The organism is Clostridioides sp. ES-W-0016-02, assembly GCF_020641035.1.
Classification (GTDB): domain Bacteria; phylum Bacillota; class Clostridia; order Peptostreptococcales; family Peptostreptococcaceae; genus Clostridioides.
Map to the genome: position 1 here is coordinate 1,071,813 of NZ_CP061361.1, position 14,945 is coordinate 1,086,757.

Consider the following 14,945-nt stretch of genomic DNA (forward strand, 5'->3'; position numbering starts at 1 on the left):
AAATATAAATGGGGAGGGAAAAAATGAGATTCATTCATACATCAGATTGGCATTTAGGGAAATACCTAGAAGGCCACTCTAGAATTGAAGAGCAGGCAAAATTTTGTGAGGACTTCATACAAATAGTAGAATCAAATGAAGTTGATATGGTAATAATTGCTGGTGATATATATGATAATTCTAATCCACCAGCTCAAGCAGAAAAACTGTTTTATAGAACTGTTTCAAGACTTGCTAATAATGGACAAAGATGTGTAATAATAATTTCTGGGAATCATGATAATCCAGAGAGACTTTCTGCAATAACACCTTTAGCACATGAACAGGGTATACTTATATTTGGTTATCCATCAAGTTCTACAGAAATAGCTAAGTATGAAAAGTTTGAAATAATAGAGGCTGTACAAGGATGCACAACACTAAATATAAATGGAGAAAGTATTGTAATTGCTACATTACCTTATCCAAGTGAAAAAAGATTAAATGAGGTTTTTTCAAGTGAAGATGATTTGGAAAAGCAAAAGACTTACTCTGAAAAAGTAGGTGATATATTTAGAAGTTTAGGAGAAAATTTTAGAAGCGATACTATAAATATAGCAGTATCACATATATTTGTAATAGGTGGAGAGAGTACAGAATCAGAGAGACCAATACAACTAGGGGGAAGCTTTCTGGTTGAAAAAAAAGACTTACCAGAAAAAGCTCAATATACTGCATTAGGACATTTGCACAAACAACAAAAAGCTTCTGAACGTTTAAATGCATATTATTCTGGTTCTCCGCTTCAATACAGCAAAGATGAAAGAGCATATACTAAAGGTGCGTATATAGTGGATATAAAAGCAGGAGAAAAACCAAATATCGAGGAAATTTATTTTAATAATTACAAGCCAATAGAAGTATTTAAATGTAATGGTATAGATGAAGCTTTAGATATATGTGAGAAAAATCAAGGTAGAGATATTTGGTCATACTTTGAAATAAATACTGATGAGATAATATCTCAAAGTGAAATTAAAAAAATGAAAGAATTATTAAAAGACATAATAGAGATAAAACCGATAATAACATCTTGTTATGAACAAGAAAGTGTAGATATAAAAGAAAAGTCTATGGCAGAATTATTCAAAGAATTTTATTCCTTTAGTAGAGGAGTAGAACCAAAAGGAGAACTTATGGATTTATTTCTAGATATAATAAGTGAAGAAGGTGAATCAACAGATGAGACCAATTAGATTAGAACTGACTGGACTTAATAGTTATATTGATAAACAAGTTATAGACTTTGAAAAGCTAATTGAAAGAGGTTTGTTTGGAATATTTGGGACTACTGGAAGTGGGAAATCTACAATTTTAGATGCCATAACCATTGCTATGTATGGAAATATATCTAGAAATACAAAAGAATATATAAACAGTGTATGTGACAAAGCAATTATATCATATGAATTTGAGATAGGAAGCAAAAATACAAGAAGAAGATACATTGTAGATAGAACTATTGTAAGAAGTAAAACAGGAACAAAAACTTCTGGCGCTAGATTAGTAGAGGTGTTAAATGATAATACAAAAAATGTTTTGGCTGATAAAGTTGTTGAAGTAAATGAAAAAGTGGCTCAAGTTGTAGGACTAACATCAAACGATTTTACGAGGTCAGTAGTTTTACCACAAGACAAATTCAATGAGTTTTTGAGATTATCACGTGCAGATAGAAGAGACATGTTAGAGAGAATTTTCAATCTTGAAAAGTATGGAAGAAGTCTTGGAGATAAGGTAAAAAAGAGAAAAAATTTACATTTGCAAAAGTTAAAAGACTTGAAATCAAAATTAAGTCAATACGATGGAATTACAGAAGAAGTGTATAATAATATCAATCAAGAACTAATAGAGTTAAAAAAACTAGAAAAAGATAAAAATAAAACTTTAGATTTAGCTCAAAAATCTTATGAAGAGAGTAAAGTAATATATGAGGAACAATTGAAACTAGAGAAAAATGAGCTTAGAAAAAATGAACTTAATCTAAAAAGCAATGAGATAAAAGAAAAAACTAATCTTGTAGAAAATGATAATAATGCAAGAAGAGTGGACCCATATATAGGCACAGTTCAAAATTTAGAAAAAAGAATAAAAGAGGACAGTTTCACAGTAGATAATTTAGATAAAAAATTAGTAATTTTAAATCAAGAACTTGAAGTTACAAAGCATAGATATGAAAAAATAAGTCGAATTAAAAATGAAGAAGTTCCTAAGTTAAGTGAGGAAAAAATAAAGTTACAACAAGCAATAAAACTAGAAGAAGAATTAGTTTTACTAGATAAGGAATTAAAAGAATTAAAAGAAAATGGCCTTGATTTAAGTAAAAACAAAATGGAGTTAGAAAAACTAAAAAAAGATTCTGAATCTAGAAAAGAAGCAGTTATTAAGTCTGTAAAAGAAGTTGAAGGAAAAATAGATAAAGTAAATATAAGTGCAGAATTAAAACAAAAAATATTTTTAGCATATGAATATGAGAAAGATTATAATAAAGTACTAGAAGAGAAAACTCAAAAAATAAATAAGCTAGGAGAAATATCTAAGGATACAGAAGATATAAATTTAAAAGTTAGATATATTGATAGAGATAAAAATGATATCAACCATAACCTAGAAAGTTTGTCTCTTCATTTAGATGTTCTTCTTAAGAAATGTCCTGGTAAAAGTGAAGATTTGCTTTTAAAATCTGAATATGTAACTGAATTAAGAAATAAGGCAAATAATACCAAAGAAAATGAAAGTAAGAAAAATAATATACAAGATGAATTAAAGGTAGTTTTAGAAAAGAAATTTAATATTGAGAGAGAGCTAAGTCTAGTAAATGAAAAGCTTGAGAATAATAGAAAAAATAGAGAAGACCTTGAAAAAGAGTTGGAAGAACTGAAATACTTGAATTTGGCTTCTGAACTTAGACGTGAATTAAAAGAAAATGTGCCATGCCCAGTTTGTGGTTCAAAGCACCATGAAAATCATAATATAACTAATTATGATGAAAATATAGTTTTTGTCAAAGACAAATTGGATAAATTGGAAAAAGAAAAAGTAAGCATAAGACACAATATTGAAGAATTAAATTCTAAAGTAAGTGGTTATGTGTCTGTAGAAAAAATGAAAACTAAAGAATTGGAAGATGTAAAAGGAAAGCTTGGGGAAATTCCATCAAGTCAATTATTTAAAAGACTTGATGATGAACAAAGAAAATTAGCTGTTCTTAAGTCTAATATTCAAGAGTGGGAAAAAGAGAAGGAAAGCACCGAAAATAAAATAACATTGGCAAAAGAAGAAAAAAATAGAATTGAAAAAGAAGAATTAAAGATAAATGAAAGTCTGAATAACTATAAGAAATTAATAAAAGACTTAAATATCGAAATTGAAAACCTGGAACATAAATGTAAGAAATTAAAACAAGAGTATTTAGGATTAAAAACAATTACTAAAGTTTCAAATCTATCATCAAAAGTAGAAGAAATAAGAGAAAATGAAAAAAAATTAGAATTATTAAATACTGGATACTCAAACTTATTAAAAAACAGAGATTTATTAGATATTAAAATAAGAGAACAAGAAAGTAAGTTACATGAAATAGAATTAGAGTTAATAAAAGCTAGAGAGTTATATGTAGAAAAAAAAGTGCATAGAGACAGTAAGTATAAAGAAGTAATTAACATAACAAAAGGTGATTTAGCTGAAAATCTTTTACATAGTGTTGAAGAACGTATATGCAAGATACTAGAACAAGAAGAGTCTAGTAAAGTAAAGCTAGAAGAACAAAGGTCAGAATATGAAAAAAATCTTGCTGAAAAGCACAATATAGATGGAAGACTTAAAACTGCTAAAGAACAATATAAAGAACAAAAAATAATATTAAATAAACTGCTAGCAGAAAATAAGTTTGAAAGTATATACGCAGTAAAAAGAGCGTTATTAGAAAGTGAAGAAGTAAAAAAATTGATTGAAGAAATATTAGAATATGAAGAAGAACAAAAGTTATTATCATTTAAAATAAAATCATCAAAAGAAAAATTAAATGGAAGAATTATTAAAAAAGAATACTTTGAACAATTAAAAGATAATATTTATAATATGAAAGTAGAAATAGGAAATATATCCAAAGACATTGGAGCTAATCAAAATAGGTTGCTAACATTAAAAGATTCTTTAGATAAGATAAATGATTTTAATAAGGAACTTAGATTGGTTGAACATAAAGTAGATTTGTTAGAAGAATTAGATAAATGTATACAAGGAAATAAATTTGTAGAATATGTCTCTACAAATCAACTAAAGTATATAGCTTTAGAAGCATCAAAAAGACTAGAAGGAATAACTAAAGGAAGATATGCACTTGAAATTGACTCAACACTCAATTTTGTAATGAGAGATAATTTTAATGGAGGAGAAAGAAGAAGTATTGATACTCTATCTGGAGGAGAGACATTTTTAACTTCACTATCATTAGCACTTGCTCTTTCATCTCAAATACAATTAAAAGGAAGTGCACCGCTTGAATTCTTCTTCTTAGATGAAGGATTTGGTTCATTGGACAGTGAACTTTTGGAGATTGTTATAGAATCATTGGAAAGATTGCATAGTAATAATCTAAGTGTGGGTATAATAAGTCATGTCGAAGAACTTAAAAATAGGGTTCCTGTTAAGTTATTGGTTTCATCAAGTGAAGCTGGTGTAGGTTCAAAAGTAAAAATTGAATACAGTTAGAAACAATATGTTAATTGAATATATTATCTAACATTTCCAAAAAATATATAATTGTGATATAATTAAAACTAATATTAAATTTATTTATAATTAATGTCAATATAAAAAAACAAGTAAGTAGGAGTGTGGTAAGTGTTGGAATCGCCCAATAGTTTGGTCCAGATTATAATTTTAGTAGTATTACTTATGGGGTCTGCATTTTTCTCAGCATCAGAGACAGCTTTAATGTCTTTAAGTAAAATCAGAATAAGATATATGCAAGATGAAGGAGTCAAAGGAGCTAAGTTAGTAAGTTCATTAATAGAAAGCCCAAATAAACTTTTAAGTTCTATATTAGTTGGAAATAATGTTGTAAATATAGCAGCAACATCCATATCAACGTCACTGTTTATAGGGTTGATGGGAGAAAAAGGAGTAGCAATTGCTACAGCTGTTATGACAGTACTAGTGTTAATATTTGGTGAAATTACTCCAAAGACTATAGCAGCAAGTAACTCAGAAAAGGTTTCTCTTTTGGTATCTAAGCCTATAAGAGTAATTATATTTGTATTAAGACCAGTAGTATGGGTATTTAATATAATTACGAATGTTATATTTAAATTGTTTGGTATAACACATAAAGGAGCCAAGTCATTTATAACTGAAGAGGAATTAAAAACTATGGTAAATGTAAGCCATGAAGAAGGCGTCCTTGAAATGGAAGAAAGAGAAATCATAAATAATGTATTTGAATTTGGAGATATGCAAGCTAAAAATGCAATGATACAGAGAATAGATATGGTAGCTATAGATATGGAAGATAGTTACGATGAAATCATACAAGTATTTAAAGAAGAAAAACTAAGTAGAATGCCTGTATATGAAGAAACTGTAGATGATATTATAGGAATACTTAATATAAAAGATATTATATTTTTATCAGATGAGGAAATAGAGTCATTTGATATTAAAAATTATATGAGAGAACCATTTTTCACATATGAGTTTAAAAAGATAACACAGCTTCTTGAAGAGATGAAACTTGAAAAAAGTCAAATGGCTATAGTCGTAGATGAATATGGTGGGACATCTGGGCTTTTGACTATAGAAGATTTAGTAGAAGTAATTGTTGGTGATATAGAAGATGAATATGATGAAGAAGAAGATGAAATACAAGTTATAAAAGAAGATGAGTATATTGTAGATGGAAGTACTAAAATTGGTGATGTCAATGAACTTATAGGTGTAAACTTAGAATCTGAAGAATTTGATTCTATAGGTGGGTTTATAATTGGACATTTAAGCAGACTGCCAGAAGAAAATGAAGTAATTGAAGTTGATAATATAAGATTTTGTATAGAAAGTATAGAAAAAAACAGAATAAAAAAAATAAGAATATATACATGATGTAATAATGTTCTTAAATTTATTATAAGTGCATTGAATGTAGAATTTAAATTCTATATTTAATGCACTTATTTTTATTTTATATTCAAATAAAACTAGTATTAAATGGACAAAATAGAAATATAAATTAGAAGGAAGGAGATTTTTAAGATGAATATATTAGAAAATGATTTTTTATACAAATTAAAAAATAACACTATCTTTTTTTGTATATACACATTGTTGTTTATTTTTATTTATAAAGCGTTTCCATACATAGCTCCATTTTTTTTAGGTGGAATAATAGCTCTTATGATTAATCCTATATCCCAAAAATTAGAAAATAAGTTTAGCATCAATAAGGGTGTATCTACATTAGTTTTGAGTTTTCTTGCAGTAGCAGTAGTAAGTACAGTTACTACAATAATAGCAATAAATTCAGTGAAAGAATTAATGAGATTCCTAAATAATATATCTGCTAACCCTGAAGATATAAGCAATACAATTATGTATTTTTTAAATAAAGTAAATAACTATATGAAATCATTTCAAGAAATAGCTAACTTTGATATAGAACAATTAGTAAGTAAGTTTAGTAATGAAGTAATGCATATTACAAAAAATCTCCTTACAAGTATAATTGGACTGGCTACTTCTATTCCATATATTATAATATTTATAATTACTTTGTTTATTGCTACATATTTTATAGCAAAAGATTTAGATAAAATTGAAAATAATTTTTATAATATGTTTACTAGTGATGTAAGAAAAAAGGTAAAGAATGTAAAGAAGGAAGCAGGTCTTTCTCTTGTAGGGTATATAAGAGCTTATACAATACTTATGGCTATAACTTTTTTTACTATATGGGGAAGTTTTGCTATATTTGGATTGAAATATGGTCTTATAGTAGCTTTTGTAGGAGCTTTAATGGACTTAATTCCATTTTTAGGAATAATAACAATATACCTTCCAATAATCGTGTACTATTTTCTTATAAAAAATTATTTTATAGCTGTAAGTATGACTATAATATTTTTTGTTTTGTCTCTGATAAGAGAAATACTTGAACCTAAATTAGTATCAGTAAATGTTGGGTTAAATCCATTAGCAACACTGGCTGCAATTTTTATTGGAATTCAGGTAAAGGGAATAATAGGAGTAATTTTTTGTTTGGGTTTGGTATGTATGCATGATATACTTAAGAAGGTGGATATCTTTTAACTATAAATAATTAATATATTTTTGTAGTAAAATTTTATTCACTAATAAATAAAAATTCCATTAATATTGTAAGAAAGAAGGTATATGCATGAAGCAAAAAGTAGTAGAAAGATTTTTAAAGTATGTATCATTTGATACAACATCGAATTCTCAATGTGAAAATTGTCCATCTTCAGAAGGTCAAAGAGTTTTAGCTGAATATATAGTTGAAGAGTTAAAATCAATTGGTATTGATGAAGTAAGTTTAGATGAAAACAGTTATGTAATGGCTACTTTAAAAGGAAATGTTGAAGGTGTAGATACTATAGGGTTTATATCACACTTGGATACAATTGAAGATATAAGTGGAAAAGATATTAAACCAAGAATAATAAAAAATTATGATGGAAAAGATATAGTTTTAAATGAAGAATTAAATGTTGTTACCTATATAAAAGATTCTCCAGAATTAGTAGAATTTAAAGGAGATGATTTAATAGTTACTGATGGAACAACTTTGCTTGGTTCTGATGATAAAGCTGGAATAGCCGAAATAGTAACTGCAATAGAATACTTAATCAATCATCCTGAAATTAAGCATGGAGATATAAAAATAGGATTTACACCTGATGAGGAAATTGGAAGAGGTGCAAATCTATTTGATGTTAAAAAATTTGGAGCAAAATATGCATATACTTTAGACGGAGGAGTAGTTGGAGAACTTGAATGTGAAAACTTCAATGCAGCAAATGCAACTATTACTATACATGGTAGAAACGTTCATCCAGGTTCAGCTAAGAATAAAATGGTCAATGCTATACATATAGCAGCTGAAATATCAGAAATGTTCCCAGCGGATGAAAGACCAGAAACAACAGAAGGTTATGAAGGCTTTTGGCATCTAAATACTATAAATGGAAATGTTGAAACTGTAAGCATGGCTTATATTATTAGAGACCATTGTAGAGAAAAATTTGAACAAAGAAAATCTATATTGATAGAAAATATAGAAAAAATAAATAAGAAATATGATAATAGAGTGGAACTAGACTTAAAAGATTCTTATTATAATATGAAAGAAAAGATTGAGCCAGTTATGTTCATCGTTGATATAGCCAAAGAGGCAATGGAAGAAGTAGGCATAAAGCCACGTTTAGTTCCTGTAAGAGGTGGTACTGATGGTGCAAGACTATCATTTGAAGGACTACCTTGTCCAAATATATTTACGGGAGGATTAAACTTCCATGGTAAAAATGAATGTATTCCAGTTAGTTCTATGGAGAAAGCTACTAAATTAATTATAAGAATAGCTGAAAAATATGCTGAAAGAGTTTAGTTAAAAAGTATTCAAAAATTAAGAGTTTAAAGTTATAATAGCTATATCATTCTTTATGAAACAAATGGATTATAAGTTTGTTTTGTATTTAAGATGATGTAGCTATTTTATAATTATCTTGATAAAAGGTAATTATATTTACTTTGGGGTATAAATAAGTATTGCAGAGTGTCTATAAGTATTAATATTTTAAATAAGGGGGAATTATATTGAAAATTAAATCTAAAAAAATAATGGTATTTGCACTTGTATTAGGGCTTGTAATGCCTAGCTGTGTATATGCAGATACAACTAGCAAGAATCAAAATTCGCAGGAAAATATGAATAGCTATATTCAAAACAGAAAATCTCCAAAGGGAGAAAAGTTAATTGGGGAAGATAGATTTGATACAGCTATAAAAATATCTCAAAGTGGATGGAATAATGGTTCAGAGAGGGTTTTTCTAGTAAATTCAAATTCATTACCAGATGCACTAGCTTCAACTCCTTTGGCAAGCAAATTGGATGCTCCAATACTACTTACTAATAAAAATAATGTACCAGAAAATGTAGCAGATGAGATAACAAGACTTAATCCTGAAGAAATTATTTTAATTGGAAGTGAAGGAGCAATTTCATCAAATGTAAAAAAATATCTTGAAGATATAGGTGTTTTAGTAAGCAGAATTGGAGGAGCAGATAGAGAAGAAACTTCTTTGCTTCTTACTAAACAATTGGATGATACAGGAGATTTAGGCGTTTCAAAAATAGCAGTAGTTAATGGCTATAATGGTCTAGCAGATGCAACTTCTATATCAAGTCCAGCTGCAAGTGATAATATGGCTATAATATATGCAAGTAAAGATAGTATACGAAGTGAGGCTAAAAGTTTTATAACACAAAATTCAAATGAGACATACATAATAGGCGGAGAATATAATATAAGCAAAAAACTTGAGGGACAACTAGTAAATTCAGAAAGACTAGCTGGAACAGATAGAAAAGACACAAATGCTAAAGTTTTAGAAAAATTTTATGGAAAATTAAGTAAGGTTAGTAATATGTATTTTGCAAAGGATGGAAGTGGTAGAGAAGCTGATTTAGTTGATGGGCTTGCTGCTGGAGTATTGGCAGCAAAAACAAAATCGCCTGTCATTCTTGCAAGTGGAAGTTTAAGTAATGGGCAACAAAGTTTTATAAAGAAAGTAAAAGCAAATAAGTTTGTACAAGTTGGTGGAGGAAAAAATAGTAATCCTTATACAGAAGCATTAGGATTACAGTAGTTTTATCAATTAGCAATATTATATAATAGAGACAAGTAAACTAAGTTATGTTTAATTAGAAGTTTGAATTAATGTATTTGAAATTCTAATTAAGTTGCAAATAGCCTAGTTTACTTGTTTTTGTGCAAATATACACTTTATAATATTGTAGGTTATACAGATGAAGTTATTTAAAACATAATTAGTAGAAATTTTGTGATACTTTACAATATCGTATGTTGTTATACAGTTTTATGATGATATAGAATAGAAAAGACACTTTAGTGTAAAGTGTCTTTTTATAATATATTTTACTTTTGTAATTAAATTTACTCTATATGTTTTAAGTATTAGCCTTTAACGTTTTTAATACATTCTTATGGAATACTACATTTAGTTAATGTTGATTATATTTCCAGTATTAATATCGATTAAATTGATATCAAGTTCAAGTTCATCTTCATCATCAGTTTTTATAATATCTATAATTGCTACAGAATGGCTTCCATCTTTGGGGATAGAAGTACTTCCAGGGTTTATAACTATTAAATTGTCATCCATATATAGTTTCTTTACATGAGTATGTCCTAAAACTAATATGTCAGCACCCATTTTCTTTGATTTATCAATAATTTCTTCTTCTGTTTCTGTATAACCATGATTTAATATAATCCTAATTTCTCCAAATTGGCTCATGACATAAGGACTTTGAATAGGATGTTCTATTACCATCTGGTCGACATCTGCATCACAGTTACCTTTAACAATTATAATATTTTCTAATTTGTTTAATACTTCAATAAATTTTTTAGGGTTATATCCTTCTGGAATATCATTTCTAGGACCATGATATAATACATCTCCTCCATGTAAAAGAATATCACAATCAGATAATACATTTAATGCTTTTTCAAAGTAAAGTAAACTACCATGAGTATCACTCATTATTCCTATTTTCATATTAAAATCCTCCTAAGTGCAGTCTATAAAAATTTTTCAGATACTCTATGCCAAAATTCGTAATTTGACATCCTAAGTAATTTTATTTTTGCATCAGACATGCTAACTTTTATATTTTCAATTTGTCTAAATCTGTGTTCAACACCATCAACAACAATCAATAATGAATCTTCAAATCTGTATTCTGGTGCAATTTTTATAACAGATTCATTTGAACATATTATACTTGATGTAAAACATCTATATGCATTAGTGTTTATTGGATGTAAAGGTGTAATCTGCATAAGTTCAAGTTTTATATCAACAATACTACCACCAGCAGAATAGTTGTAGGCGGTTGAACCTGTGGAAGTAGAAATAATCATACCATCTCCACTAAAATTTTGTATATGTTTATCATCAAGGCTTAGATTAAGATGTATAGTTCTAGACTTGTCTCCTCTTATAACAACTTCATTTACAGCAAGCATGTTAGAGCCACTAGTAGTTGTATATACTTCAGCATTAAGAAGTGACATTTCTTGAATAATATAATCCTTTTTTATATAAGCTTCAATAAAGCTATCAATCTTATCTGGTAAAATATCAGGAAAAAATCCCAGATGTCCCGTATTTATACCCATTATGGGAATTTCAGGAAAATCGAAATCTCTAACTGTTCTTAAAAAAGAGCCATCACCGCCAATTGATATAATAAGTTCTGTATCTGGATAAATATCTGAATACACCTCAAAGCCAGCGTTGACAAGTTTTCTAGTTAAGAGTTCTTTAGTCTCAAGGGACTTATTTAATTGGTTTGCATTTATAGTTATAATTCTTTTCATATATTCACCTCTTCATACTTTGTATTATAACATAGTTTTATAATTCTTAATTTATAAATTTATAAATGACCTAGCTTGTTGTGAATGTGTTAAAATATGTATAGGGGGTATAAAAAATTACATAAGAGGTGAAGACGTGTTTAAGGTAAAGAATATCACAAAAAAATTAGGTAAATTTAAATTAAATAATATAAACTTGGAATTAAAAGAAGGAGAGATTATTGGAGTTATAGGACCAAATGGTTCTGGAAAGACAACTTTAATAAAAATTATAATGGGGATTATTGATGCTGATGAAGGTGAAATTGAACTTTGTAATGAAACAATTGACAACTCTCCAGTAAGTTTTAAAAACAATATTGGTTTTGTATATGATTCTTTACAATTTTATCCGCATTTGAAGGTAAAAGAGTTTAGAAGAATAGTATCTTTATTTTATAGTAATTTTGATAGAGAAAGATTTGATGAATATCTTGAAAAATTTGAAATAGAAGAAAATATACATATTAAGAATTTATCCAAAGGACAATCTGAGAAGCTTATGCTAGCAAATGCACTTAGCCATAATGCAAAACTACTTATTTTGGATGAACCAACCGCTGGAATAGACCCAATTGTAAGAAAAGAAATAATGCAGTATCTAAAAGATTTTGTGAAAAATGGAAGTAGTAGTGTAATAATTTCAACTCACAATACTGATAATTTAATTAGGATTGCGGATTATCTTATTTTTGTAAATAAAGGAAATCAAATTTTTACAATAAAGAAAGATATGATAGAGCAGGAATATAAAATAATTAGGGCAAATAAAGCAGAATTAGACGAAATTAAAGAAAATATAGTGGGTGTAAAAGAGTATAAATATTATAGTGAAGCACTACTAAAAGTTGGAGATAGCTTAAAAGTAAAAAGCTTATTGATAGAAATTGATAAACATAAAGTTAAAAATCCTACTATAGAAGAACTAATGTATTATTATGTAAATGAGGTGAAATAATGTTCAATTTGATAAGAAAAGATTTAATAGTAGGAGTTAGTTCAGATGGGATTCGTAATTTGAAGTACATATTGCTATTTTTTATTTTTTATTTTTTCCTTAATTCAATTTCGTATTATACTGTAAGTGTTGTCATAAGTTATTTGATTTTTGTAAATACATTTGAATGTGATTATGAAAGTGATTCAAGAATATTTATAAGAAGTATGCCAGTTAGTATTGAAGATATAGTGTATTCAAAGTATTTATTAGGTGCGGGATTAATAATTTTTATAACAACAATTGCATCTTTAATAAGTAAATTGACATCATTAGTGTTTTTTAGAAGCATGGTTTTAAATGATGTGTTCTTTTCTATAAATATATTTTTAGCAATTTTATCAATAGTACTTCCTTTATTTTTTAAATTTGGATATGGCAAAATGAAAATTTGTGGATTAATAATAAGTATTTTAGTTTATTTTGTATATGGGAGTATTTTAAGAATGGTTAGTATGATAGTATATCAAGTAAAGCATGTTAATTATAGTAAGGTAGGAGGCGTATACCTTTCAAATTATATTACTGATATGACTAATACTAGATATATAAATCTATATAGTATTACATTTTTGACTATAATGATTTTTATAATATCTATGTATTTTTCTATTAAGATTTCAAAAAAAAATAAGTTTAATTATAAAAGTTTTTAATTAATATTATAGCGTAAAATATAAGGAGATTAGAAATGAATAAGTTTATAAAAGTTTCAATTTTTATTTTGGGAGTTTTTACACTATTCATAGCTATAAATAAATTAGCATATAGAGATATGGTAAGTGTCAAAGATTATGAAATAAATCATTTAGAGGAAATTGTTTTTGATTTTGATAGCAGAAGAAGTGAAGAAATTGGTACTGTTATAAGATTCAAAATAAGTAATAATAGTAAATACAGATATAGATTAAACAGTGCAAAAATGAGATTTGAGAATTGTATTGAGAGTAAAAAAGGAGAGAATAAATGCTCTTATTATGTAAATATAGATTTGTTTAATGAAAAAAATTCTATAACTGAAAAAACCTTAAACTATGGGATAAAGTCGAATAATCAAGGTTATGTCGATTTTGTGATTCCAAAGGGGTTAAACTTTGACTACAGGTATTTTAATGACTCTGGTATGAGTGTAGAATATAAGGGCGAATTTACTGTGGAAATGCCTATCGCAAAAGGTTTATATCTAGTAGTTAGAAAAAATAATGATGTATGGAATTCTAATGTTATGGAGTAATTTGAAAAAATTGAAAAATAAAGTTATTGCATATATAATTAAAATAGTATGAAATTTATAAATATTCAGGTTAGGAGGGTGTTCAATGTCAATAAGCAATGTAAGAGAGTATTTTAAAGAATTTGGAAGGGAAGATAGCATACTAGAGTTTGAACAATCTAGTGCTACTGTAGAACTTGCGGCAGAAGCAGCAGGAGTTATTCCAGCTAGAATCGCTAAGACTCTTTCATTTAAAATAGGAGAGGATGCAATTTTAATTGTTACAGCTGGAGATGCTAAGATTGATAATAAAAAATACAAGGATGAGTTTAGTTGTAAAGCTAAAATGTTAGCACCAGAAGAAGTTCTAGATTTTACTGGACATGCTATTGGTGGTGTTTGTCCATTTGGTTTAAAAAATCCTTTAAAAGTATATCTAGATGATTCAATGAAGAGATTTGATACAGTATTTCCTGCATGTGGTAGCAGTAATTCAGCAATAGAACTTACATGTGATGAAATGGAGAAATTTTCTAAGTGTGAGAAATGGGTAGATGTTTGTAAAAATTGGTAAAAAATATAATGAGAATTAGTAAAAAAATATCCCTGTATACTGTCTGTGTGGGGATATTTTTATGTGGAAAATATTTATAAATCTAAGAGAAAAATCTAATTTAAACTAATAATCCAAAAAAAAGTTAAAAAATTCTGATTTTTCTTCAAAATAATAAAAAAATGACAAAAAAATGGAAAAAATGTAGTAAATATTGTTAAAAAAATAATTAGAAATTATTGAAAAATTATCCTTTGAGTGATACTATTATAAATGTAAGATATTTAAAAAACAAAAATAATCACGAAAAAATATGATTATTTAGCTCTATTAAAATAATTTTGATATGATAGAAAAAATTTATATATGGGTTGAAATACTAATATACATAACATTTACTATTGATATACCCTAGAATGAACATCATAAACAAATTATTTTATCTATAACCATTGTGAGAGAAGT

At 27.2% G+C, this 14,945-nt stretch carries 12 protein-coding genes; 10 read left to right on the top strand and 2 right to left on the bottom strand.

From position 1 onward, the window contains the following. Positions 1 to 23 precede the first annotated feature (23 nt). The 6 genes from IC758_RS05235 (at position 24) to IC758_RS05260 (ending at position 9,915) form a co-directional block, all read left to right on the top strand. Entirely contained in the window at positions 24 to 1,235 is a 1,212-nt protein-coding gene (locus IC758_RS05235) for an exonuclease SbcCD subunit D (protein ID WP_227860813.1), read from the top strand. Beyond that, positions 1,222 to 4,749: an AAA family ATPase gene (locus IC758_RS05240; protein WP_227482157.1), complete on the top strand. Its 3,528-nt coding sequence runs from the start codon at positions 1,222 to 1,224 to the stop codon at positions 4,747 to 4,749. Before IC758_RS05235 ends, IC758_RS05240 begins: the two co-directional genes overlap by 14 nt. Before the next feature lie 132 nt (positions 4,750 to 4,881). Then, entirely contained in the window at positions 4,882 to 6,135 is a 1,254-nt protein-coding gene (locus IC758_RS05245; RefSeq protein ID WP_227482158.1) for an HlyC/CorC family transporter, read from the top strand. A 150-nt stretch (positions 6,136 to 6,285) separates the two neighbouring features. Beyond that, the gene (ytvI, locus tag IC758_RS05250) at positions 6,286 to 7,338 is read left to right on the top strand and encodes a sporulation integral membrane protein YtvI (RefSeq protein ID WP_227434008.1); all 1,053 of its coding nucleotides are present in this window, start codon (positions 6,286 to 6,288) and stop codon (positions 7,336 to 7,338) included. Between the two features lie 88 nt (positions 7,339 to 7,426). Beyond that, a complete protein-coding gene (gene pepT, locus IC758_RS05255; RefSeq protein WP_227434009.1) occupies positions 7,427 to 8,653 on the top strand; it encodes a peptidase T in 1,227 nt (408 codons plus the stop codon). A 209-nt stretch (positions 8,654 to 8,862) separates the two neighbouring features. Next, complete coding sequence (locus IC758_RS05260) at positions 8,863 to 9,915, top strand: cell wall-binding repeat-containing protein (protein ID WP_227434010.1); 1,053 nt, start codon at positions 8,863 to 8,865, stop codon at positions 9,913 to 9,915. Between the two features lie 372 nt (positions 9,916 to 10,287). Here the strand turns inward: IC758_RS05260 and yfcE are convergent, their stop codons facing one another. Together yfcE and IC758_RS05270 are read right to left on the bottom strand one after the other, a co-directional pair. Continuing rightward, positions 10,288 to 10,854: a phosphodiesterase gene (gene yfcE / locus IC758_RS05265; protein ID WP_227434011.1), complete on the bottom strand. Its 567-nt coding sequence runs from the start codon at positions 10,852 to 10,854 to the stop codon at positions 10,288 to 10,290. A gap of 23 nt (positions 10,855 to 10,877) precedes the next feature. After that, positions 10,878 to 11,678 (bottom strand): NAD(+)/NADH kinase, encoded by an 801-nt coding sequence (locus tag IC758_RS05270; RefSeq protein WP_227434012.1) that lies wholly within the window; start codon positions 11,676 to 11,678, stop codon positions 10,878 to 10,880. Between the two features lie 136 nt (positions 11,679 to 11,814). On the opposite strand from IC758_RS05270, the gene IC758_RS05275 reads away from it, so the two are divergent. The 4 genes from IC758_RS05275 to IC758_RS05290 all read left to right on the top strand — a co-directional run bounded on the left by IC758_RS05275 (position 11,815) and on the right by IC758_RS05290 (position 14,501). Then, positions 11,815 to 12,675, top strand: coding sequence for an ABC transporter ATP-binding protein (locus tag IC758_RS05275; RefSeq protein ID WP_227434013.1), 861 nt, complete (start codon positions 11,815 to 11,817; stop codon positions 12,673 to 12,675). Then, entirely contained in the window at positions 12,675 to 13,370 is a 696-nt protein-coding gene (locus IC758_RS05280; RefSeq protein ID WP_227834686.1) for an ABC-2 transporter permease, read from the top strand. Before IC758_RS05275 ends, IC758_RS05280 begins: the two co-directional genes overlap by 1 nt. Before the next feature lie 35 nt (positions 13,371 to 13,405). Next, positions 13,406 to 13,948: a hypothetical protein gene (locus IC758_RS05285; RefSeq protein WP_227434015.1), complete on the top strand. Its 543-nt coding sequence runs from the start codon at positions 13,406 to 13,408 to the stop codon at positions 13,946 to 13,948. 85 nt (positions 13,949 to 14,033) lie between these two features. Continuing rightward, positions 14,034 to 14,501: a YbaK/EbsC family protein gene (locus tag IC758_RS05290; protein ID WP_227434016.1), complete on the top strand. Its 468-nt coding sequence runs from the start codon at positions 14,034 to 14,036 to the stop codon at positions 14,499 to 14,501. Positions 14,502 to 14,945 lie beyond the last annotated feature (444 nt).

What these genes read in the sequence shown, in the direction of transcription:
- IC758_RS05235 (WP_227860813.1), top strand. Translation starts at nt 24, where the DNA reads ATGAGATTCATTCATACATCAGATTGGCATTTAGGGAAATACCTAGAA.
- IC758_RS05240 (WP_227482157.1), top strand. Translation starts at nt 1,222, where the DNA reads ATGAGACCAATTAGATTAGAACTGACTGGACTTAATAGTTATATTGAT.
- ytvI (WP_227434008.1), top strand. Translation starts at nt 6,286, where the DNA reads ATGAATATATTAGAAAATGATTTTTTATACAAATTAAAAAATAACACT.
- pepT (WP_227434009.1), top strand. Translation starts at nt 7,427, where the DNA reads ATGAAGCAAAAAGTAGTAGAAAGATTTTTAAAGTATGTATCATTTGAT.
- yfcE (WP_227434011.1), bottom strand. Translation starts at nt 10,854, where the DNA reads ATGAAAATAGGAATAATGAGTGATACTCATGGTAGTTTACTTTACTTT.
- IC758_RS05270 (WP_227434012.1), bottom strand. Translation starts at nt 11,678, where the DNA reads ATGAAAAGAATTATAACTATAAATGCAAACCAATTAAATAAGTCCCTT.
- IC758_RS05280 (WP_227834686.1), top strand. Translation starts at nt 12,675, where the DNA reads ATGTTCAATTTGATAAGAAAAGATTTAATAGTAGGAGTTAGTTCAGAT.
- IC758_RS05285 (WP_227434015.1), top strand. Translation starts at nt 13,406, where the DNA reads ATGAATAAGTTTATAAAAGTTTCAATTTTTATTTTGGGAGTTTTTACA.
- IC758_RS05290 (WP_227434016.1), top strand. Translation starts at nt 14,034, where the DNA reads ATGTCAATAAGCAATGTAAGAGAGTATTTTAAAGAATTTGGAAGGGAA.